The following is a 23158-nucleotide window of genomic DNA, read 5'->3' on the forward strand; positions in this document are numbered from 1 at the left end:
TCCGAGCATCGGTAAAAGATGTTCGGGTTTCCATCTGCCACTTTTAGAATATATTCTTTACCTTGAGTAAGAATTTGTCTCTATAAATATCATTAGGATTGATCTATAATGGCGCTCACTAACTTTTGGCTCTTTAATCCTTCTAAACCGTCAACAATTGGAGCAGTATCTCCCAGTATGGAAAAAATAAAATGATTAATTGCCCCCTCGAAACCTTTTTCTTTAAGGATTGTTTCCCATGAACCGGTTTCTGTTATTTTTAATTCGCCATTTTCTTCAACTTCAAATGTATGAAGGTTTTTCACCCTGATAACTTTTCCCATATTCACTATTTCCAAAAGCTCTGATCCTGTACCTGCATTTCGGTGAAATCCTGTGAATATCTGCATTCCATTTTGCACTTGAAAACTATGATGAGAATATACTAAATTGTTATTTTCATTTTGTTGTATATGCCCACCTGTTAAGGTAATTTGATCTTCACTGATCCATCTTGCTAAATCAATAAGGTGGATATAACTGTCCAAAAGTGAATCTGCATAAAAACTATTATTAATATTATTTTTCCTGTACTTATCTATCCTGACCCAAGCAATGTCATGACATGCATCCTTTGCTTTTACATACATAGGTGCAAATCTTCTATTAAAGCCAACCATTAACTTTCTTTTATACTTTTGACTTAAATCCACTAAAATTTCAGCTTGTTCCACTGTTTCTGCAAGAGGTTTGTCAACATAGACATCTTTTCCTCTAGACAAAATATAACGTACAATCTCAAAGTGTGATGAAGTTGAACTATGAACAAATAAAGCATCACAATGGTCACACAAGTTTTCTAAACTTTGAAAGGGATTGATTCTATACTGAGAACAGATAGACTCCCTTTTTTTGGCATTTTGGGTGTATGCTCCAGACAGTGTCCAATTTTCCTCTTTTGAAAGAATAGGTAAATAAGCCTTCTGTGCGATATTTCCTAATCCTACAATGCCAATCCTCAATTTTTTCATGCCTTATTCCTCCAAAAAAACAAATAGTAAATTCATAATAATGGGTTCAAAAGGGCAACTCCCGCAGCACCTGATTCACGGTGATGACCCGGAAGTACTTGCGTCATTATATCTAAAGCTTATTCCTTCCATTCTATACTCTTTAGATAGTATCATTTGCAATATATAGTTGTCTATACCATCCTTTTGCTGGTAAAAAAGGCTTATCTTAAATGTTTGCGGAATAACGAATTTACCAAAAAAATTACATTTGACATCTACGATAATTCAATGATATTATGCGTTTTGGTCAGCCGGATTTATTAACACTTTCCTAAATCAGCTAATGGTTTGTCAATATTTTTCAATAAAAACTTAAAAAATAATAGCCGACTCGCCTTGGGTTTAGTTATACAAAGGCAACGTATACCACGTGTTTGAATTTATAAAAGAATCTAGCCGTAAGAGCCAGGAAGTTATCGATAGGCTGCTTGTTAGATTAGAGCTGTCGAAAACTGTTCATTTTATATATGAAAAAAATTGTAGAGATTGGATATACTAAAATACGGATATCATACAATTACAAATAAAGTTGATATCGCCGATATAGAACCCATATTTCAATAACAAAAGTGATAAAAAGAGTATAATAATTATTTATTAAAAGAAAGAAATGGAGTAGATCAAATGGTCCAATCAATCAATACAAAAGTCGATTTAGTTATTGATGCAACTTCACATAGTGGAATTGCAGATTATGGTAAAATTATGATTGGAGACAAAGGATTTGAATTCTTCAATAATCGTGATGCTCGTAAGTTTATTCAAATTCCTTGGGAAGAAGTTGATAACGTGATCGCTTCAGTCATGTTCAAAGGGAAATGGATCCCACGTTATGCTATCCAAACTAAGCGAAATGGGAATTATACATTTTCTTCTAAAGAGCCGAAAAAAGTTTTGCGAGCAATTCGTGAATACGTTGATCCGAATCATATGGTCCAATCATTAAGTTTCTTTGATGTTGTCAAACGCGGCTTGAAGGGTATATTTAAAAAGTAATAGTTTTACATACAAGACAGGTTGGAACTTGTCTTTTTTTGTTAGTTACATGTTTTTTAGAACTTATTTATATTGATAGATTTAAAGAATCTCATTTTAGTGGAAACTAAAGCGTTTTATCGGTTTGAGTATGAAATTGCTTCAGAAGTGGTCGAGTTAATGAGGAAGGTGGCGGAAGCAGAAAAAATAACTTTCCTCTTGAAAGAGGAATATCCGGTGTGCTACAATACCTATGGAAGCTCATTAAAGTGATGCAGCAAACATTGAAAAAGAATGTATTTGATGTAGAAGCTGTCTTGTTTAACACTACATTGACAGCGTTTACAGAATAAAATTAAATAGCCATTATTTTTTACGTGTTACTGATTCGATCAGGCATGAGTGAAAAGTATTGATTGAAATGAAGTATTAGGGGCATCCTATACCCAAACCTTCATTAATCGACTTTTTTCTCATGCCTTTTTTGTTGTTTTTTTGTTGAAACTGTAACCGCTTTAGATGAGCTGAAAAAGCTGTAACAATAATAATAATAGGAGGTAAAAAGATGGTAGGAATTATTATTGCTAGTCACGGTGAATTTGCCAATGGTATCTTGCAATCTGGAGCGATGATCTTTGGAGAACAAGAAAATGTAAAAGCTGTTACATTGATGCCGAGCGAAGGACCTGATGATGTAAAGGCAAAAATGAAAGAAGCAATCGCCTCTTTCGACAACCAAGACGAAGTATTATTCTTAGTCGATCTTTGGGGTGGAACTCCTTTCAACCAAGCCAACAGCTTGTTTGAAGACCACAAAGACAAATGGGCAATCGTTGCCGGTGTGAACTTACCAATGGTGATTGAAGCTTATGCATCGCGCTTCTCAATGAACACAGCGCGTGAAATTGCCGCGGCTATTTTGGGCACAGCTAAAGAAGGCGTTAAGGTAAAACCTGAAGAATTAGAACCAACAACAGAACCAGCAACAGCATCTACTACAGCTGCTGCCGGGCCATCAAATGCAGGCGCACCTGGTAAATTTAAATACGTGTTAGCACGTATTGACTCTCGTTTACTTCACGGACAAGTAGCGACTGCTTGGACAAAAACTACACAGCCTACACGTATCATCGTTGTATCTGATGCAGTAGCTAAGGATGATCTTCGTAAGAAATTGATCCAACAGGCTGCTCCTCCAGGTGTAAAGGCACACGTTGTTCCTGTCGATAAAATGATCGAACTTGCAAAAGATGAACAACACTTTGGCGGCCAGCGCGCGTTACTTCTTTTCGAAAACCCACAAGATGCGCTTAGAGCGGTTGAAGGTGGGGTTCCACTAGAGACAATCAACGTTGGTTCTATGGCACACTCACCTGGTAAAGTTCAACCGAATAAGGTGTTGGCCTTTAACCAAGATGATATAGATACTTTCGCTAAGTTAAAAGAAGCTGGTGTGAACTTCGATGTACGTAAAGTTCCGAACGATTCAAAAGGCGACATGGGCGAAATTATCAAGAAGGCTCAAGATGAGCTAAACAAACAAAAATAATCCTAATTATCAAAGAAAAAGGAGGATTAATAATCATGGAACTGAATATTATTCAAATATTATTAGTCATTATCGTAGCATTTTTAGCTGGTATTGAGGGAATTTTGGATGAATTCCACTTCCACCAACCAATAATTGCTTGTACGTTAATCGGCTTAGTTACAGGTAACTTAGTACCGTGTCTTATCTTAGGTGGTACCCTTCAAATGATCGCTTTAGGTTGGGCAAACATTGGAGCTGCCGTAGCACCGGATGCTGCGCTAGCATCAGTTGCATCTGCAATTATTTTAGTTTTAAGTGGACAAGGTAAAGAAGGTGTAGCGTCTGCAATCGCGATTGCCGTTCCGCTTGCAGTTGCAGGTTTATTATTAACAATCATCGGCCGTACGATTGCAACAGCATTCGTTCACTTTATGGATGCTGCAGCTACCGAAGGAAACATAAGAAAAGTTGAATTCTGGCACATCGCCGCTATCTGCATGCAAGGGTTACGTATTGCAATCCCAGCTGCATTAATTTTAGCTATTGGTGCAGCTCCAGTTCAAGCCTTACTTCTAGCTATGCCAACTTGGTTGACAGCCGGTTTAGCAATCGGTGGGGGAATGGTCGTAGCCGTTGGTTATGCAATGGTTATTAACATGATGGCTACAAAAGAAGTATGGCCATTCTTCGCAATTGGTTTCGTATTAGCGACTGTTTCACAAATTACACTTATCGGTCTAGGTGGTATCGGTGTGGCTCTTGCACTTATCTATTTAGCGCTTTCCAAACAAGGCGGCGGTTCAGGTAAGGGCGGAAATGGAAACACTGGTGATCCACTAGGCGATATTATTGATAATTACTAAGAGGGAGGCGGACATAGAAATGGCACAAGAATTGAAATTATCGAAAAAAGATCGTATTTCTGTTTGGTGGCGTTCAACTTTCATTCAAGGTTCTTGGAACTATGAACGTATGCAAAACGGTGGTTGGGCATTTTCAATGATTCCCGCAATCAAAAAATTATATAAAACAAAAGAAGATCGTGCTGCTGCACTAAAACGTCACTTAGAGTTCTTTAATACTCACCCATATGTAGCTTCACCTATTATTGGTGTAACTTTAGCGCTTGAAGAAGAACGTGCAAATGGTGCGCCGGTTGACGACACAGCAATTCAAGGGGTTAAAGTCGGTATGATGGGGCCTTTAGCAGGTATCGGGGATCCAGTTTTCTGGTTCACGGTTAAACCAATCCTTGGTGCTTTAGCGGCTTCTCTTGCTATGACTGGTAATATACTTGGGCCAATTCTTTACTTCGTTTTATGGAATATCATTCGTATGGGATTCATGTGGTATACCCAAGAATTTGGTTACAAAGCTGGTTCTAAAATTACTGACGACTTATCTGGTGGAGTACTTCAAGATATTACTAAAGGTGCATCAATCCTGGGGATGTTCATCCTTGGTTCATTAGTTAACCGTTGGGTAGCTGTAAAATTCACGCCAATTGTATCTTCAGTTCAACTGGACAAAGGTGCTTATATTGACTGGAGTAATTTACCTGCTGGAGCGCAAGGAATTAAAACTGCGTTGGAACAGCAAGCCTCTGGTCTTGCATTAGACCCTACTAAAGTAACTACTTTACAAAACAACTTGGATAGCTTAATTCCTGGTTTAGCTGGATTGGCGTTAACACTTCTTTGCATGTGGTTGCTTAAGAAGAAAGTTTCTCCAATCGTTATGATTCTTGGATTGTTCGTTGTTGGTATCGTATTCCATTTAATACACTTAATGTAATAAATAAAGACACAGAGCAGCACCTCCTGGTAAGGAGGTGCTTTTCATATGCCAAAACAAAAATCTTACCATTGTCCCCGTTACATTACATACCAAATCTCATTGCACCATCAAAATGAGCAACGCGGAAATTTCCTTCTACCAATGGAGTAATCATCCAAACGGTCATGAGCTCTCATGCTATACTAAAAATGTTCATGCCAAATAAAAGATAGTTTTGAAGTCCAAACAATCACAAGAAAATATAAACATATTTTAGGGGGCTGCTATGCTTACTATTGGTTATATTGGAAATGGGAAAAGCACTAACAGATATCATCTACCATTCGTACTGCAAAGAGAGAATATAAAGGTAAAAACAATTTATCAAAGAAATCCTGAGCATGAAAGTTGGGATAGGATTGCAGGAATAAATTATATTTCTGATTTAGATGAATTATTAAATGACAAGGACATTCAACTCATTGTGGTTTGCACAAGACATGACAGTCATTATGAATACGCAAAATTAGTATTAGAACATAATAAAAACTGTTTAGTTGAAAAGCCATTTATAGAAACCTCAGAACAGGCAAAAGAAATATTTGCATTGGCAAGAGAGAAAGGATTAATTGTTCAGGCGTATCAAAACAGACGTTTTGATAGTGATTTTTTAACCGTTCAAAAGGTCATTGAGGAAGGGAAAATAGGGGACTTGCTGGAAGTGGAAATGCATTATGATTATTATCGTCCCGAAGTACCTGAGTCTGTTCATTCTTTTAATCCTGTTTGGTCATTTTTATTTGGACATGGCTGTCATACACTGGATCAGGTTATCAGCTATTTTGGCAAGCCGGATCATATCCATTATGATGTAAGGCAATTATTAGGACAAGGAAGAATGAATGATTATTTTGATTTAGATTTATATTATGGTAAGTTAAAAACATCTGTAAAATCCAGTTATTTTAGACTTAAAGAAAGACCCAGCTTCGTCGTTCATGGCAAAAAGGGATGCTTTGTGAAAGAAACCAAAGATCGTCAGGAAGAACATTTAAAGTTATTTTACATGCCTGATAACAAAGATTTTGGTATAGATACAATAAAACATTATGGTGTACTGACATATATTGATGAAGAAGGTACAATCCACGAAGAAAAAGTGAAATCCGTAAATGGTGATTATGGAAGAGTATATGATGATTTATATGAAGCTATCATAAATGGTAAAGATAAAACCATTACAGACGAACAGACACTGCTGCAAATGGAAATATTAGAAACTGGAGTTAAAAACTTAAAGTAAATCTCTGGACATGTGGAGTGTTGCGCGCGGATTGTTTTAAAGGAAGAAGCAGGAACCCGATAAGGGGTTACCTGCTTCTATTTAAATGTTGGGATTGTGATGCTTCTTGTTTCTAAGAACAATCCATTCAAGCTGCAGGAATCTATGAAGATAATAAAGGTCGAACTCATTAATTAATGGTTCCTTTAAATACATTTGGAAGTTTTCTAGACTAAGAGGAGTAAGACACATTCGACCAATGTTATTATAAATTTATTTTTCTTTCAATCAAATAGCTGGTTCCTAAAAATAATGCAACTATCGTTCCAACATTATAGACGCAAGATGCTATATTTATTGCAAAGGCTCCTGAAACACTCATGTAAAACCCATCATTATTATTCACCAAGTGATATTGGCCATTTAGCGTTTCCATAGTTGTCAGATGAAAAGAGTTTAAGTCTAAATAATAGGGGAGTAATTTGCAAATTTCATAATCACCATAGGCTAATACTCCGCCTAATAACAAAAATAGTATAAACCATAAACCGCCGATTTTTTTATTACGAAAAGTGACCTTACTAAGGGACATAGAAAAGTAGATAAGGATCAATATACTAACTCCACTAAAAACGGGTGTTAATACGACAAAAATGATTTCCTTAATCGATACTCCCTGTATCATAGAGAAAAGTTTTACTATATTCATTTCAACTGGGATAAAAATCATTACCATTATAAAATTGTAAATAGCAATTACCATTCCTAAAATTAAAAACCACAATAAAGCAACAATGAGTTTAGAACCAACGATTTGATTTCCTGTCAGCGGTAAGGTAAAGGTTAAGTATCCGCTATCCTCATATAATTCTTTTCTGAAGGAGCCTACAATATATAAGAAAACAACCAGAGCTGCACCAAATATAATCATGATGGACAGTCCTATAAAAAGACTTCCTAGAGTGAAAACTCGATCAGCCTTACTGATATAGGCGTAAATACCAGTAAAGAGTATGAGAACCAGAGCTAATAAACCTAATATAAACTTATATGTGCCTTTTATTTCGTATTTCATATATTTAAACATTCTCTCATCCCCCCTATGCCCCGAAAACTTCTTTGTAGATTTCGTCTATTTGTTTGCCTTTTTCTTCTCTTAAAGCCTCTGCGTTTCCCGTTAAGACCATATGCCCATCTTGTAAAAAGATGACATCCTCCAAAATACTTTCCATGTCTCGTACTAAGTGAGTGGTGATAATCATCGAACTTTTTTCATTGTAGTTATTAATAATTGCATTTAATATCTGGTCTCTTGCTACTGGATCTACCCCTGCAATCGGTTCATCTAAAATATAGAGCTTGGCATTCCTTGATAAGACAAGAGATAAATTAAGCTTTTCATGCATTCCCTTTGAAAGGGTATTAATCTTCATACTCTTTTCTAATTTCATGAAATCTAGTAATTCTGCAAACTTTTTTTCATCGAAATCAGCATAAAAATCATTATAGAGTTTAAAAGCATCTTCAATCTTCATCCATTTGTAGAGAAAGTTTCGATCAGGTAAATAGGAAACAATGGATTTGGTCTCCACTCCTACCTTTAGACCATCTATCAGCACATCCCCGCTTGTTTGTCTTAATAAACCTGTCAATATCTTGATGAGCGTTGTTTTGCCGCTGCCATTGGGACCTAATATTCCAACGACTTTTCCTTCTTCGATAGTTAAATTTAAATGATCCAAGGCATTTTTATGAAAATATTTTTTTGTCAGATCACTGATTTCCACAATATTCTTCATTCAATCTCCTCCTCGTCAAACCTTTTTGAAATCATTGTTTTTATTTCAGTAGATTGAAATCCTAATTTCTCCATTTCTGTTATAAAACGATCAATTAATTCAGTTGCCATGCTCTGTTTTAATTTTACGATTACGTGGATATCTTTTGTAACAAATGTCCCCATTCCTCTTTGCGTTATCACCAACTCTTCCCGCTCTAGTTCTTGGTAGGCTCTTTGTATCGTATTAGGATTTACTTTTAATTCCTTTGAAAAATCTCTTACCGATGGCAATTTCTCACCTCCATTGATTTCTCCGGACACCACTTTCGTTTTGATCAAATTCATAATTTGAATATAAATAGGTAGATTGCTGCTAAATTCCACTTTTCCACCTCCAGTCCTGATGTGTTAGTGTATTACTGACATAGTACACTAATATCATAAAACTGTCAATTGAGTTAAAATTCTTTTGCAATGGGGTCTAAATTATCCAAACTGAGAATACATGGTAAAAAGAAAAAGATTAAAGATAGGATGTAACAATGGGTAAAGAAAGGCTTTTTTGAGAAGAAGAATAAATAGGCTACTATACTCAGTCATTTTCATTCTATTGTTTTCTTTTGATATTCTAAAATAGAATACATCACCAATATTAACTTGACAGAATGTTCAACAAATAGTAACATTTTCACCATAAACATATTTTAAACAACCTCTATCACTTTAGCATACAGTTAATATCCTTATCATTGACCATATGAAAAAGTACTTAAAACGTAGAGGTCAGAAACAAAGTGAACTGGGAATATCCTTCCTTATTGGTAAGGAAGGAATTGTATATCATAAAGGTAGACTATTTAAAAACCTATTTAGGTTAGTAGACGGTAAACCGACATATTCATAGTTTTATGGTTTTAAACGGCCATGAAACATATGAATCTGTCGGTTTTTTTATTGTAAAAAATGTTATGTATAGAAAGGAAAGTTACACAATGAAGCAAATCGTTAAGGATTATATGTTCGGAATTCCGTGCTTCAAACTCTTTCAAGGGGGGAAAGCAAGATGGTAAGTTTCCTAGATGTTGTTTCACTTCCAGCCGTATTATTTCTATTGCTTGCTGCCTCTTTGCTTAGCGCATTCATCTTGTTATATCCAAGGGTTCCCTTAACCTATGTTCGCATTCATATCGGCGTTATAGCACTTCCGCCGATTGTTGCTTTGGTTGGTCTTGTTTCGAATAGAGGGAGTATGATAATCGGTCCTTGGCGGTTTGATTCCTTATCATGGCTGTTGGCGTTGTTTGTTCTTACGATGAGTTTAATTATGCAGCGGTATTCGGTTCGGTACTTATTCGGTGATCGGTCGTATCGAAGCTATTTTGCTCTGTTGACATGTACTACGGTAGCGGATTCCGTTGCCTGGCTCAGTGATGATGTTCGTCTTGTATTGGTATGTTGGGGAGCTACCCTTCTTGGGTTGACCTTGCTTATTCGATTAAAGAAGGAGTGGAACGTAGCTAGAAATGCTGCTATCGTGTCTGGTCGTTTGTTTACGATTAGCTGGCTTTTCTTATTGCTGGCATTCATCTGGATAACAGAGGCAACGGGACATTTTCAGTTGTCGCTTATCCTTACGCAAGATAGTCTTGCAAAGCTTCCTACATGGGAAAAAACCTGTATCAATCTCCTGCTCATTGTAGCGGTTGTCATTCCAGCGGCACAGTGGCCGTTCCAAAGATGGTTGTTAGACTCAGTTGTTGCTCCGACTCCTGTTTCTGCAGTTATGCATGCGGGAATCGTGAATGCCGGCGGAATTTTGCTTACCCGATTTTCACCGCTTTTCAGCGGGGATGTAGCCCAACTGATTTTGCTCGTATTGTCTAGCATTTCCGTTTTAATCGGAACTGGAATTATGTTGGTTCATGTTGACTATAAGCGCCAACTTGTCGGCTCTACGATTGCACAAATGGGATTTATGTTAATTCAGTGTGCATTAGGTGCCAACTTGTCGGCGATTATTCATGCTGTGTTGCACGGTTTATTCAAATCCACCCTATTCTTACAAGCAGGTTCTGCTGCCAAACGCAGCGAGTTAATGCCTCGGACTAGTCAGCCAACGTCCGTTTTATGGACAATCACTGGAGGAGTGCTAGGTTTTCTAGTGGGGATGGGATTTTGGTTAACATCTCCTGGAGAGACGTATCAATTGATCAGTGCCTTTATCTTGGGGTGGTCTGTGGTGCTTGCGTGGACACAGCTTGTGGTATTTAATTTGGGCCTTATCGGCCGCATCGCAGGAATGTCTATATTTGCAGGAGTGGCAATTGTGTTTTTTATCGTTCATACCGCTTTTTATAAGCTGTTACATGAAGCTGTACAGACAGGAATACAGCCGCCTGCAGCAGCCGTTTTTCTCTTGTTTATCTTGTTAGTTGCAAGCGGCGTCGGTATATGGTTATCCCATAATCGCTCCTCTACTTTATTTGCAATTATTTATCTTTGGCTTGTGCGATTGGGTGAGCCTCAACAGGATTTGGTCGAAAGCCATCCAAAGTATTTGACACAATTATTTCCTGTAGGAGGTAAATTACGATGAATACAACCTTAGCGAGTCTATACCATGTAGACAAAGAATATGATTACCTTAATCTTGATATTCACGATTTGGTGGAAGCGGCTAGTAAAGTCATCGTACCACTTGGACCTATTCAAGAGTTTGCTGCGCGGAGCCCTTGGGCGAACTTGGAACGGCAAACATTTGAACAGATTGCCCGCCGGCTTAAGGATGCTCGTGATGTAGATATATATCCGAGTGATTTCATATTACAGTCAGCGCGGAACCGCGGCGAAATTAATCTCGATTTTCTTAAAAATAGACTCTATGATTGGCTTGATTCACAGTTAATTGATTTACCGCGCGAGGTTGCAAAGAGATACTGCTGGGCCGCTTTAACGAAAGAACAGCCTAGTTCAGAACTTCCTAATGTTCCGGAACGAGAGAGCTTGGCGAAGAAATTAAGCCGATTTGTATCTCAACTTCCGAAACAGCATAGCGTACAAACATTGAGCCAACGTTTGGAACAGCTAGACGGGTCTGAGAAAAATCTAAATCATCATATGATTAAGTGGTGTAAGCTGTACTTAGATGATTCGCAGGCTGTTTGGGGGATGCCAAGTCGTGAAGAAGGGTTCTATCATGCGTGGCGGACACTTATCCAGCATGATCCAGCACTCCATCATTCTGTGCGAAAACAGCTGCATGATTTGCCAAAAGAAGCTGGTGAGGCTTTAAAGGAAGCGTTGCTCCGTCTCGAAATCCCTTATTCCGAAATAGAAGATTATCTGGAAGCCCACTTACTTGCGCTTCCAGGCTGGGCAGGAATGATGCTGTGGCGTTCGCAGCAATCAAAAGGAGAACAATCACTGCCTACTGAATATTTGGCTGTCCGAATTTCTATGGAGTGGGCTTTGGTTTATCCCAGTATCCATGTATCTGAGGAAACAAGAGAGGATTACGAACGTATCGAACCATTGCTTGCGTCTTGGATTCACTGGGGTGATCTGCCAATCCATGCATGGTCACAGCTTTCTTCCACAGAACAAAAAGCGCGTTTAATCCTTGCTTACCGGTTCGATACAATTGTTCGCAATCGTCTTTGGCTAGAAGCGTGGGAAAAGACATACGAAGAACATCTGATGAAGATGATTACATCTACCAATCCCATAGCGGAAAACAGGAAGGCTGCATTGGCCCAATTTTCGTTGTGTATTGATGTGCGCTCAGAGCCTTTTCGTCGAAAACTTGAACAATCTGGTCCATTTGAAACGTTTGGAACAGCTGGTTTCTTCGGACTGCCGATTGAAACGAGTAAACTTGGCTGTACGCACAGTCATAGCTCCTTACCGGTCATGTTCAAACCACAATATAAAATAAAGGAATTTTCAACTGACTCTGCTTTTAATCCATACAAAGAGCGAGAGCAGGCAGCCCATTCTGCTCATGATACGTTTAAAACAATGAAACATAATTTGCTTTCTAGCTTAGTATTTCCTGAAGTAAGCGGACCATGGCTAAGCATGAAAACCATTGCTCGCAGCTTTGTTCCACGGAGTGCAGGATATTTCTTCCGGGAATTTCGTGAAAAATGGCTGCGTAAACCTTCTACGGAACTTTCGCTTAGCCGTATGCAAACTTCGGAAACAGAGCTGCCGGTTGGATTTTCAGAGGAAGAGCAAGTGTTCTATGCACAGAAAGCCCTTAAAATGATGGGACTTACCGATCATTTCGCTACATTAGTAGTCATTTGCGGTCATGGAAGTCACAGCACCAACAATCCATATGCTGCTGCACTAGACTGCGGGGCATGCGGAGGAGCATCAAGCGGATTTAATGCGAGGGTACTAGCAACCTTATGTAATCTTTCCCATGTGAGACAAGCGCTTGAAACAGAGGGAATCTTGATTCCGCAAGATACGGTTTTCGTGGCTGCAGAGCATATTACATCCCTTGAAGAACTACGGTGGATTTATGTTCCAAAACTATCAGATGCAGCACAAGAAGCATTTAATTGTATCCAAGCTGTGTTACCAATAGTTAGTGAGGAAGCAAATGCCGAACGAATTGCGAAATTACCAAATTTTAGTTCTAGCCACAATAATCCAAAGGCTGAGGCATCTCGTCTTGCAGACGACTGGAGTGAGGTACGACCAGAATGGGGACTGGCAAATAACGCAGCATTTATTATAGGGGATCGTAACCTTACGAAAGAGAATAATTTAGGCGGAAGAGTTTTTCTTCATAACTATAACTGGCAGAAGGATAAGGATGGTTCTATACTAGCAGGTATTATCGCTGGGCCTGCTACAGTAACGCAGTGGATTAACTTGCAATATTACGCATCTACCGTTGCACCTCATTATTATGGCAGCGGAAATAAAGCGACCCAAACCGTAACAAGCGGGATTGGAGTTATGCAGGGCAACGCCAGTGACTTACTAGCAGGACTTCCTTGGCAGTCCGTCATGCAATCAGATTATGAGTTTTATCATTCTCCATTACATTTGCTCGTGGTTATTCAAGCACCGAAGGAGAATGTGAAACGATTGCTTGCACAAGATGCAACATTTCATCAAAAAGTGAAAAATGGCTGGATTCGACTCGCATCCATTGATCCAGAAGGAAGCTGGGAAAGTTGGTCGTAATAAGATCGGTTCTTTGCTTACCAGCTCGATTAAAGCTACAATACAAGGGAAGATCGAAAATGTACAAATGTTCGTTTATCTAATATAAATAACTTTAAATAAAGGAAAAGGATTATTATGGATAAATCAAAAGGAACTCTTGAAGCTGAAATAAGTAAAGCATTAACTCATTGGGAGAAACATTATCTTGGACGTGGCTCAGTATCAGTAAAATCAGATATCTTACGAGATATGGTTATTGTTATCTTACATGGAATATTAACTCCTGCTGAATATTCCCTATGTCAAGATAAAGATGGATTGTTATCAGTAAAAGAGAATCGTAATAGTTTAGTGGAATCAGGTATAGAAGAATTAAAGGGAATTATATTAACGCTAACAGATGAAGAAGTAGTGAGTTTTCATACCGATATTAGTACACACACTGGAGAAAGAGTCATGGTCTTTAAACTGACAAATGATTTACAAAGTAAATTATCATAATAACCTTATTATGTATCGAGCAGGAGAATGAAATACGAGAAGAAATTGGCGTTTACTGAGAAATCATATAAATCAAAAAAGGGATAGTATCAAAAAAACATGAATAGTCAACTATAGTGAAGTATTCACTTAGGTTGGCTATTTTTTGTATATACTACATGTGATTCTAAGAATCTCTTTATAGAATGTTAAACTATTTTTGAAGAAGCCGAAGTAGGGAAAGTTAAGCTCGGTGGGTACTGTATAATGGGAAGGTACTCCAGAGATAAAGGCTATAAAAGTATTGGTTAGCTAGTGATTTGTCGGTTATTATAATGTAGAAATTGATTCAAAAATAACCCTGGAAAGGTGTTAGGTAAAAATGATGAAAGCCTATCAAATCAAAATCGAATTAATAGAATCTAGGCCGTTAATATGGAGAAGAGTCATTATTCCTGCAGATGTTACATTTAGACGACTTCATGATACCATTCAGTTTTCAATGGATTGGCGGGATTATCATCTTTATGAATTTGATTTTCCGCAAGAGAAGCTAAGAATTACCAATGATGAAGAGTCATATGAAGAATACAAATTTTATTCAGTAAAGTATAAACGGAAGAAACCAACTAAAAAAGCAGATCCCCATGGCATCATAACCAGGATCATTGAAACTACAATTAGGCAGCCCCAAACTATTAAAATTGACAAATATTTAGAGAAGGATAAGAACTTCGAGTATGTCTATGATTTTGGAGACTATTGGCGACACAGAATAGAGCTTGAGAAAGTAATCGATGATTATGAATTTGGCTATCCACAGATTCTAGAGGGTGAGGGGGCTTGCCCGCCTGAGGACGTAGGCGGTATTGGCGGTTATGAAGAGTTTCTTAAAGCATGGAATGACCCAAAACATCCCGAGCATAAGGCAATGCGTCAGTGGGGAGAGAGTCAGCATTATCGGGAGTTTGATATCGATTTCAGAAACGACTTTCTTAAGAAGTTTTTGAAAATCAGGAGGGTTACACGGGATTAATTAGAGAAATAATAGTATTGCGTAAAGGTTTAAAACCTGAATAAGATATAGTTTCCTGTTCTATAGGGGGGACACATTCAGTATATTCCTAGGCTAGGATTGTGCACAATTTTACAAACGTTGAATGGAGGAATGGAATGGATGTTGTAGCAATTGTAACTACATTAGTTTTAATTTTAAACATATTATTTTCTATAGCACTAATATTTTTTGAAAGAAGAAACCCTTCCACTACATGGGCTTGGTTATTGATTTTTATGATTATTCCAGTTGTGGGTTTTGTACTCTATTTATTATTTGGAAGGAACGTAAGTAGGCAGAAGATTTTCGATAAGAAGATCTTAACAGATGAAACGAAAAAAAGATATTTAGAGCGTGTAAAGGGTGAGTATGAATACGATTTGTCATCCTATGAACATAAAGATTTAATCCATATGAATTATAAACATTCAGGAGCATTGTATACACAAAATAATGATGTAACTTTATATACGGAAGGAAAAGAAAAATTTGCTGCCCTTATGAAAGCTTTAGAAGGTGCAAAAAAATTTATTCATATCGAATATTTTATCTTTCGTCCAGATGATATAGGGAAAAAGATATTAAATATTTTAATGAGTAAAGCTAAGGAGGGCGTAGAAGTACGGTTATTATTTGATGCCATGGGGTCTGCTGCCTTAAATAATAAGAAGTATTTACATGAATTGAAATGTGCAGGAGTGGAGTCTGCTGCTTTCTTTCCAGGGATAATGCCGAGAAGAATTAATTATAGAAATCATAGAAAAATAGTAGTTGTTGATGGAGAAATAGGTTTTGTTGGCGGGTTTAATATTGGTGATGAGTATTTAGGTAAAGACAAACGTATAGGTCATTGGCGAGATACTCATGTGAAAATTATAGGAGATGCAGTCTTTTCATTAGAGGAAAGGTTTTTAATGGATTGGAGTTATGCTGAAAATTGCGAGATAGGAGATATAGAGAGATATTTTCCTAAAAAAATGAATGCGGTGGATAGTAAAATAGGTGTGCAAATCGTTACAAGTGGACCAGATCATAAAGAACAGTATATCCGAAATGGTTATATAAAAATAATAAATAATGCAAAAGAAAATTTATTTTTCCAATCTCCATATTTAGTACCAGATGATACATTATTAGAAGCTTTAAAACTCTCAGCTTTATCTGGTGTAGATGTGAGAATTATGATACCAGGAAATCCAGATCATATATATATGGGTTGGGTAGCTAATTCTTATATATTGGAGCTTTTGGATGTAAATATAAAGGTATATTTCTATGATAGAGGATTTATTCATGCTAAAACGATGATGGCAGATGGCAATGTCTGCAGCATTGGTACAGCTAATATGGACATTAGAAGCTTTAAATTAAACTTTGAGGTTACTAGTTTTATTTACAATAGTGAATTTACAAAAGGTTTGGAGGATAGCTTTAAGGATGACATGAAGTATTGTAGAGAAATAAAGAAAGAAGAGTTTATAAAAAGACCGATAACCAAGAAAATAATGGAATCATTAGTTAGGCTTATTTCACCACTTTTATAGTTGTAACCCAATAATTAACAAAAAATTTTCTGTTAAAACCAGGAGGGAGCATTATGGAACTAAAGTTGTTTGGTTTTATTGAAGAGGTGATTGAAAACTTAGAAAAAATAAATGGTGACTTACAAAATGAAGCGAGGGATTTAGAACTATTTTTTCAGGAATTATTAGAAAATAATAGTGATGGAGATATAAAAGTAAATTCAAGAGTAAAGTCTTCTTCTAGCTTAAGGGAAAAAATAATAAGAAATAATTATTATAATAAGTATAAGTCAAGTGAGGAAGTTATTTTAAATCTTTCAGACTTGATTGGAGTTAGAGTAGAATGTAGATTTATGGAAGATGAAATGCAAATATATAATATGCTGAAAAAATTTTTTAACAAAAAAAATGGCGATGGATATTATTATAATGCTTTAAATAAAAATATTAGATTAGAGTTAGCTAGTAAACAACCACAGGAACAAAAAAACGGGTTTGAAATCTTTAGAATTGATGGAGTTTATGAGATACATGATAGAAAAATTAGGTTTGAACTTCAAATTAAATCATTGGTTAATATATTCTGGAGTGAACTTGAGCATAAAATCATATATAAAAACAATAACTATCGAATAGCAGATGGTTTTTTAAAGGAATTGATGGGATCGATTAAGAAGAACCTTACCATGATAGATAACCAACTTCTTATGATTTATAATCAGTTTAATAGTTTCAATAGTATAGATTCTATGATGAGAAAAGCTCAATTAGAACTCCTTCTTTCGAAAATTATTTATGATATATTTTCAGCGAAATTGCAAAATAGTATTGGCTTTGGAGTTGACTTTAAAAAATCCTGTGACACCATTATGAAATATATTTTTAGAACTAGAAATGCTGAGAATTTAGAGGATTATAATAAAACACTACTAAAAACAATGGATCGATTAAATAATATTAGCAAACATGATATAAATTTTAACAGTGAGATAGAATTTGAAAGGGATTTACATTTTGAAGATGAGTTCTCTAGTAAAATTGGATATACGGTATTACAATTAATAAATAATGATTTTCAATGGAATTTATTTTTTAGAATATTATTTGAAATAGAGCTTGGAAATAATGCTGAGGATTTTGAGACATTTATAAAATTTATAAAAAATAGATTTTATGAAAATAATAGTTTTGCTAGATTAAATAAAGAAGAGTGTAAAACTGTAAAAAACGACATTATGCTAACAATAGCGCATAGTTTTGAAATGATAGGTTCTATCGAGTTGATATATGATAATAAAATTGAAGAAATGAATAAAGTAATAACTTCTTTTATCGATTTAATATGTGAAAAGATAAGCATATATGAGGAATGGGAAAAGACTCGGGATGTATGGCTTAATCTGTTACATTATAAAGTTCTATCTATTTTTAATAGTAAGGTAGAAACGTATAAAGTAAAAGAGTTTATAGAGATGGTTAAACATAGTGATTGCAAAATAGAAATAAGTAAAAGTATTTTTAAATATATAGATAAGCTCGATGAGATGGATATGATAAAAGCTGAAGATGTGGTAAGACTCTTTAAAATAAAAGTTTCACTGATGATGGAAGAGTGAATCTCTTAAATATATCAGAAAAGGGGATTTATGGTAATGAGTGTTGGATCGTATTTATTAGCAGTAATTATAGGTGTTCTTACTGGCGGTATAACAAGTCTTATAGGCGCTAGTGGAGTTATGATTATTGTTCCTATTTTAACGATGCTCTTTCATATGAAAGTTCATACCGCAATAGGAACAAGTCTTTTTGTTGATGTGATCGCTTCTTTAACGGTCACGTATTCTTACTACAAGCATGGGAATATCGAGCTTAAATCAGGAATCTGGATTGCTTTAACTTCTATTGTTGGCGCACAAATCGGTGCTTTATTGGCAAGTAAAATGGGAGAAGGCAACCTCACCACTAGTTTTGGCATTGTGTTAGTTCTTGCAGGTTTTTCCATGATACGTAAGAGCTATAAAAAGGAAAAGGAAAGTGAACCATCTACTAAAAAAAGATTTATTCATTTTGAAAAGGAATGGCAAAAAGCAGTTGCAGCTTTAATTATTGGCCTAGGGATAGGGATATTAAGCGGAATATTTGGAGCTGGCGGTGGAGTAATGATCCTTATAGCTTTAATCGTATTAATGTCATTTCCACTTCATAAGGCTATTGGCACGTCGACATTGATAATGGCTATTACAGCACTTTCCTCTACTGTGGGCTATGCTGCAAGGGGGAGCGTAGACTTCCTATTAGGTACTGTATTATCGGTAGGAGCAATTATTGGTGGTTCTCTAGGTTCTCGTTATGCTAATAAGGTTAAGGAAACAACGCTAAAAAGAGTTGTAGGTATTTGTTTCACGGCTATGGGTGTTATTATGACAGCAGCGGCTATAATAAAATAATGTGAAAATTTCCTCGGTGGAATGAAGCCTGTATTGTACGAGGGCTCATTCCACCGAGTTTTTGTTTAAGAAGCTTTCCATTGCAGCGTTATCAAGATATTTGCTTTCCTCGGCATACTTTGAAAGAAACGATGGTTCTACCCCAAGCGTAGAGACATTTTTGTATAGAGTAGTCGGTAGGGAGGCTTAGAAAACGAATAGAGTAGTCGGTAGGGAGGCTTAGAAAACGAAGGTAGTGGAAGCATTTGAACCGAAGCGTTTTTGTCTAAACGTAAAAAAAAGGCTGAGCAAGCAAATGATTTGCTTTATTCAGCCTTTTTTTATAACATAAAATTACATTACATTCCAAAAAATAGTTTCATGAACAACGCTGCACATGCAGCACCAAGGAACGGTGCAATACCTGGTACGAGGATACCATATTGCCAATCGCTATTTGCTTTATCTTTGATAGGAAGGATTGCGTGCGCAATTCTTGGACCCATATCACGTGCAAGGTTCATAGCGAATCCAGTAGGACCGCCTAAGCCCATACCAATTGCCCAAACTAATAGTCCAACGCTGATTGGAACAAGACCTGGTCCGCCTTTTGTTGAAGCAATTGCAAGAATTGATGTGATAAAAATAAATGTAGCGAAAAACTCGACAAAGAAATTACGTGGCAAATTACGAATGCCAGGTGATGTTGAAAAGATATTGCGAATTCTTACTGGATCAATAGAGCCATAAGATGCCTTGAAATGATCTGCATACATAAAATATACGATAATTGCGCCAACTGCTCCACCGGCAACTTCAACAACAGTATAAGGGATGAAGTCTGCCCATGGGAGATTTCCAAGGATACATTGTGCTAAAACCATAGCTGGGTTGATACAAACATCGCCAAAAATAAATAGTACCATTGTAATCCCAAAACCCCAAGTTGTGATGGCAAATAAATGTCCTGAACCTTCATACTTCGTCTTTTTAAGAACTTCGTCGCAATGAACACCAACCCCAAAAATAATCATTAGAGCAGTGCCCATAAACTCAGCTAAAAGATGATGAAACATAAATAATTTCCTCCTGAACCATAATTTTATACAATAAATTTTAATTGCACACTTTATTCATGTTTTTCTTGATATAGTGCAGCATAGGCCGCTTGATATATTTCATTAATGGGTACCTTTTTTTCTTGTGCCATCTTTGAGCAGCTTTCAAATTCTGGTGCTTGCTTTTGGATGCCATCTAGGTCCACATATTTCACTTGGATCTTTCCGAATTTTGTGTTTACCTCTTGGATAGAGCGATTCATCACAATCCGGGAACAAGGGTATATTCTAATGCCAATCGTGCTTGTCTCTTTCAAGATGAGATGAGAGAGTTGGTCTTTTTGTTTCGGATGGCAGAGAACAGATAATTGAACAGCTGGTCGGTTTTTTTTCATATAAATGGGGGTAAAGAAAACATCTAAGGCGCCATTATCCAACAATTGATTCATGGCATAACCGAGCGTTTCTCCCGTTTGATCGTCAATATTGGCTTCCATCACGAGTACGTCTTCATCGAAACGATTTTCATCCATTTCTCCAATGATCGCACGCAGCGCATTAAAGCCGCCTGTATTGCGTTTACCCATTCCATAGCCGACGTTTTCAATTTTCATATTTGGCAGATCGCGAAATTCTGCTGCAATCACTTTCACAATTCCCATTCCTGTTGGGGTGACCAATTCAGTTTGAACGTTTTCTTGAATGAGCGGAATATTGGAGCCTACAAGCATTTGCATGACCGCTGGGACCGGTACAGGCATTTTTCCATGTGCACATTCAATAAATCCGGAGCCATCATGCAATGGAGAAGCAATGACTTTTTCAATATGCAGTATTTCCATCGCTACAAAAGCACCCACAATATCTATAATGCTGTCAATGGCACCTATTTCATGAAAGTGGATTTCATCTATCGTTTTGTTGTGTACTTTTGCTTCCGCCTTTGCTACTTCCTCGAAAACAAGCTTCGCATGTGTTTTTACCCATGTAGATAGAGAACTGTCTTCTATGATTTTGATGCAGTCAAATAGATTCCTTGATGGTGTACTGTGATGATGTGAGAGTTGATGTCCATCATGCATGTGTCCGTTATGAAAGTGATGAGTGCTGTGTTCCGCATGATGGTGATGATCCCCATGATCATGGTGTTCAACGTGATGGTGATGATTCCCGTGATCGTGATGTTCCCCATGATCGTTTACTACTTCACAATCTTTTGTACCGCAATCCAATTGCACATCAAAATCATGTCCATAGATGCCATTTTTTTGTGTTTTCGTGATATTTATGGAATAGCCGTCAAGGTTAAGCTTTTTTAATTCTGCAATTAATTGGTCTTGATTTGCTCCTAAGTCTAAAAGCGCTCCAATAAGCATATCTCCGCTAATTCCCGAAAAACAATCCAAATAAAGTGTCTTCATCTCATATCATCCTTATAAGTGATTAATCATGCTAGCGGTGTAAGCTGCGCCAAAACCATTATCAATATTTACGACGCTAACGCCGCTCGCACAGCTGTTCAGCATGGTGAGCAAAGCAGATAACCCGTGAAAATTTGCGCCATATCCTACACTTGTTGGCACCGCAATGACAGGTTTGTCGACCAAGCCACCTACCACACTGGCAAGCGCTCCTTCCATGCCGGCAATGACGATTAATACTTTTGCTTCTTGCAATTTCTTCGTCTGCGCTAATAGGCGGTGAACGCCTGCAACACCCACGTCATAGATTCTTTCCACTCTATTGCCAAAAGCTTCGGCGGTTACAACTGCTTCTTCAGCTACTGGAATATCCGATGTTCCTGCACAGACAACGGCAATATAATGATCTTCTTCTACTGGTTGTTCGTTTTTTTTGATGACAATGCATCTGGAAAGCTCATCGTAACTAGCATCTTTTGTAATTTCTAATACACCTTGATACATTTCCTTTGTTGCTCTTGTGCCCAAAATGTTGCTGTTTCTGCTTAAGAGCGACCGGACGATTCCCTGTATCTGAGGAATCGTTTTTCCCTCACAATAAATGACTTCGGGATAGCCGTTCCGCAGATGCCGATGATGATCCACTTTCGCATAGCCGAGATCTTCAAAAGGCATCTGCTTCAATTTAGAAACAGCATCATCAACGGTTTCCCTTCCATCTTTCACCGCTTCCATCAATTGAATAAGCTCATTTTGATTCATGTTCAGCCACCTGTGTTTGCTGTTCATTCAGCACTTCATTTAAACTTCCGGATCGATAACCACTCATATCGAGGGTTGTATAAGTGAACCCGATTTGGCGAAATTGTGCTGAAATGGTATCCATCAATTTCATATCAAAGAATTTTTCCCTATCTTTAGGAGAAACTTCAATACGCGCCATTTGATTGTCGTGGTATCGAACACGAAGTTGCTTGAGTCCAAGTTTTGCTAGTACTTTTTCTGCCGCATCAATACGATCAAGTTTTTCTTGGGTGATTTCTTCTCCGTAAGGGATCCGTGTAGCCAAGCAGCCGCTTGATGGCTTATTCCATGTTTTCAACCCGTATTGCTTAGAAAAATACCGAATATCATTTTTTGTTAAACCAGCATCCTTCAATGGACTGACAATACCGAGCTCGCCTAGGGCTTTAAGGCCAGGCCGGTAATCTTTTAAATCATCCATATTGGTGCCATCTGCGACAGTATGGATGCCATATTTTTTGGCCGTTTTTAAGATGTTTTCAAATACACCTGTTTTGCAAAAATAGCAGCGAAGCGGAACATTTTCTCGGAATTCCTTGATATTAAATTGATTCAGTTGGAAAATTTCGTGTTTCATTCCTGTTTCTTGATGAAAATCGATTATATCGTCCAGTTCCTCATTTTTTAATGTCGGAGCTTGAACGGTGATGACCATCGCGTTATCACCAAGAACCTCTTGAGCTACCTTTGCCAAAAAAGTGCTGTCCACTCCTCCGGAAAAAGCAATCGCTAGTTTCTCGTAGCCTTTAATAATATGTTTTAACTGCTGTAGTTTTTTTTCTTGCGCATCCATTTCTTCAATTGCCATT

The 23158-nt window shown here is 37.2% G+C and carries 20 protein-coding genes and 1 pseudogene; 13 read left to right on the forward strand and 8 right to left on the reverse strand.

Going from position 1 to position 23158, the window contains the following annotated elements; translation table 11 throughout:
- Positions 1 to 92: 92 nt before the first annotated feature.
- The gene (locus tag ACM5BR_RS15365) at positions 93 to 1010 is read right to left on the reverse strand and encodes a Gfo/Idh/MocA family protein (protein ID WP_416828889.1); all 918 of its coding nucleotides are present in this window, start codon (positions 1008 to 1010) and stop codon (positions 93 to 95) included.
- A 666-nt stretch (positions 1011 to 1676) separates the two neighbouring features.
- Between ACM5BR_RS15365 and ACM5BR_RS15370 the strand changes: the two genes are divergently transcribed.
- The 6 genes and pseudogenes from ACM5BR_RS15370 (at position 1677) to ACM5BR_RS15395 (ending at position 6637) form a co-directional block, all read left to right on the forward strand.
- Positions 1677 to 2048 carry a DUF956 family protein gene (locus ACM5BR_RS15370; RefSeq protein ID WP_416828890.1) on the forward strand — a complete coding sequence of 124 codons (372 nt, stop codon included), beginning with the start codon at positions 1677 to 1679 and terminating at the stop codon, positions 2046 to 2048.
- A 174-nt stretch (positions 2049 to 2222) separates the two neighbouring features.
- Positions 2223 to 2390: pseudogene (locus ACM5BR_RS15375) on the forward strand (glucose PTS transporter transcription antiterminator GlcT); the annotation flags it as partial.
- Positions 2391 to 2592: 202 nt separating this feature from the next.
- On the forward strand, positions 2593 to 3576 hold the full coding sequence (locus ACM5BR_RS15380; RefSeq protein WP_416828891.1) for a mannose/fructose/sorbose PTS transporter subunit IIA: 984 nt from the start codon (positions 2593 to 2595) through the stop codon (positions 3574 to 3576).
- Between the two features lie 35 nt (positions 3577 to 3611).
- The gene (locus ACM5BR_RS15385; RefSeq protein ID WP_416828892.1) at positions 3612 to 4421 is read left to right on the forward strand and encodes a PTS mannose/fructose/sorbose transporter subunit IIC; all 810 of its coding nucleotides are present in this window, start codon (positions 3612 to 3614) and stop codon (positions 4419 to 4421) included.
- A gap of 19 nt (positions 4422 to 4440) precedes the next feature.
- The gene (locus tag ACM5BR_RS15390; protein ID WP_416828893.1) at positions 4441 to 5352 is read left to right on the forward strand and encodes a PTS system mannose/fructose/sorbose family transporter subunit IID; all 912 of its coding nucleotides are present in this window, start codon (positions 4441 to 4443) and stop codon (positions 5350 to 5352) included.
- Between the two features lie 268 nt (positions 5353 to 5620).
- Entirely contained in the window at positions 5621 to 6637 is a 1017-nt protein-coding gene (locus ACM5BR_RS15395) for an oxidoreductase (RefSeq protein ID WP_416828894.1), read from the forward strand.
- Between the two features lie 244 nt (positions 6638 to 6881).
- Here the strand turns inward: ACM5BR_RS15395 and ACM5BR_RS15400 are convergent, their stop codons facing one another.
- The 3 genes from ACM5BR_RS15400 to ACM5BR_RS15410 are packed head-to-tail and all read right to left on the reverse strand — an operon-like array spanning position 6882 to position 8780.
- The gene (locus tag ACM5BR_RS15400; protein WP_416828895.1) at positions 6882 to 7703 is read right to left on the reverse strand and encodes a hypothetical protein; all 822 of its coding nucleotides are present in this window, start codon (positions 7701 to 7703) and stop codon (positions 6882 to 6884) included.
- A gap of 13 nt (positions 7704 to 7716) precedes the next feature.
- Complete coding sequence (locus ACM5BR_RS15405) at positions 7717 to 8415, reverse strand: ABC transporter ATP-binding protein (protein ID WP_416828896.1); 699 nt, start codon at positions 8413 to 8415, stop codon at positions 7717 to 7719.
- On the reverse strand, positions 8412 to 8780 hold the full coding sequence (locus tag ACM5BR_RS15410) for a GntR family transcriptional regulator (protein WP_416828897.1): 369 nt from the start codon (positions 8778 to 8780) through the stop codon (positions 8412 to 8414). Before ACM5BR_RS15410 ends, ACM5BR_RS15405 begins: the two co-directional genes overlap by 4 nt.
- Positions 8781 to 9459: 679 nt before the next feature.
- Between ACM5BR_RS15410 and ACM5BR_RS15415 the strand changes: the two genes are divergently transcribed.
- The 7 genes from ACM5BR_RS15415 (at position 9460) to ACM5BR_RS15445 (ending at position 19087) form a co-directional block, all read left to right on the forward strand.
- Positions 9460 to 10992 carry an NADH dehydrogenase subunit 5 gene (locus ACM5BR_RS15415; protein WP_416828898.1) on the forward strand — a complete coding sequence of 511 codons (1533 nt, stop codon included), beginning with the start codon at positions 9460 to 9462 and terminating at the stop codon, positions 10990 to 10992.
- Complete coding sequence (locus tag ACM5BR_RS15420; RefSeq protein ID WP_416828899.1) at positions 10989 to 13598, forward strand: DUF2309 domain-containing protein; 2610 nt, start codon at positions 10989 to 10991, stop codon at positions 13596 to 13598. Before ACM5BR_RS15415 ends, ACM5BR_RS15420 begins: the two co-directional genes overlap by 4 nt.
- A 117-nt stretch (positions 13599 to 13715) precedes the next feature.
- Positions 13716 to 14081 (forward strand): Na-translocating system protein MpsC family protein, encoded by a 366-nt coding sequence (locus ACM5BR_RS15425; RefSeq protein WP_416828900.1) that lies wholly within the window; start codon positions 13716 to 13718, stop codon positions 14079 to 14081.
- A 361-nt stretch (positions 14082 to 14442) separates the two neighbouring features.
- Positions 14443 to 15096, forward strand: a complete 654-nt coding sequence (locus tag ACM5BR_RS15430; RefSeq protein WP_416828901.1) for a plasmid pRiA4b ORF-3 family protein — start codon at positions 14443 to 14445, stop codon at positions 15094 to 15096.
- 137 nt (positions 15097 to 15233) lie between these two features.
- Positions 15234 to 16661: a cardiolipin synthase gene (cls, locus tag ACM5BR_RS15435; protein ID WP_416828902.1), complete on the forward strand. Its 1428-nt coding sequence runs from the start codon at positions 15234 to 15236 to the stop codon at positions 16659 to 16661.
- 53 nt (positions 16662 to 16714) lie between these two features.
- Positions 16715 to 18256, forward strand: a complete 1542-nt coding sequence (locus ACM5BR_RS15440) for a GTP pyrophosphokinase (protein ID WP_416828903.1) — start codon at positions 16715 to 16717, stop codon at positions 18254 to 18256.
- A 36-nt stretch (positions 18257 to 18292) separates the two neighbouring features.
- A complete protein-coding gene (locus ACM5BR_RS15445; protein ID WP_416828904.1) occupies positions 18293 to 19087 on the forward strand; it encodes a sulfite exporter TauE/SafE family protein in 795 nt (264 codons plus the stop codon).
- Between the two features lie 338 nt (positions 19088 to 19425).
- Here ACM5BR_RS15445 and larD read toward each other — a convergent pair whose 3' ends face one another.
- The 4 genes from larD to larE are packed head-to-tail and all read right to left on the reverse strand — an operon-like array spanning position 19426 to position 23157.
- A complete protein-coding gene (larD, locus tag ACM5BR_RS15450) occupies positions 19426 to 20142 on the reverse strand; it encodes a D/L-lactic acid transporter LarD (protein ID WP_416828905.1) in 717 nt (238 codons plus the stop codon).
- 53 nt (positions 20143 to 20195) lie between these two features.
- Complete coding sequence (larC, locus tag ACM5BR_RS15455) at positions 20196 to 21545, reverse strand: nickel pincer cofactor biosynthesis protein LarC (RefSeq protein WP_416828906.1); 1350 nt, start codon at positions 21543 to 21545, stop codon at positions 20196 to 20198.
- A gap of 12 nt (positions 21546 to 21557) precedes the next feature.
- Positions 21558 to 22307, reverse strand: coding sequence for a nickel pincer cofactor biosynthesis protein LarB (gene larB, locus ACM5BR_RS15460; protein WP_416828907.1), 750 nt, complete (start codon positions 22305 to 22307; stop codon positions 21558 to 21560).
- Positions 22294 to 23157 carry an ATP-dependent sacrificial sulfur transferase LarE gene (gene larE, locus ACM5BR_RS15465; RefSeq protein ID WP_416828908.1) on the reverse strand — a complete coding sequence of 288 codons (864 nt, stop codon included), beginning with the start codon at positions 23155 to 23157 and terminating at the stop codon, positions 22294 to 22296. Before larE ends, larB begins: the two co-directional genes overlap by 14 nt.
- Position 23158 lies beyond the last annotated feature (1 nt).

The organism is Ectobacillus polymachus (assembly GCF_048159605.1).
In the GTDB taxonomy this organism is placed as follows: domain Bacteria; phylum Bacillota; class Bacilli; order Bacillales; family Bacillaceae_G; genus Ectobacillus; species Ectobacillus polymachus.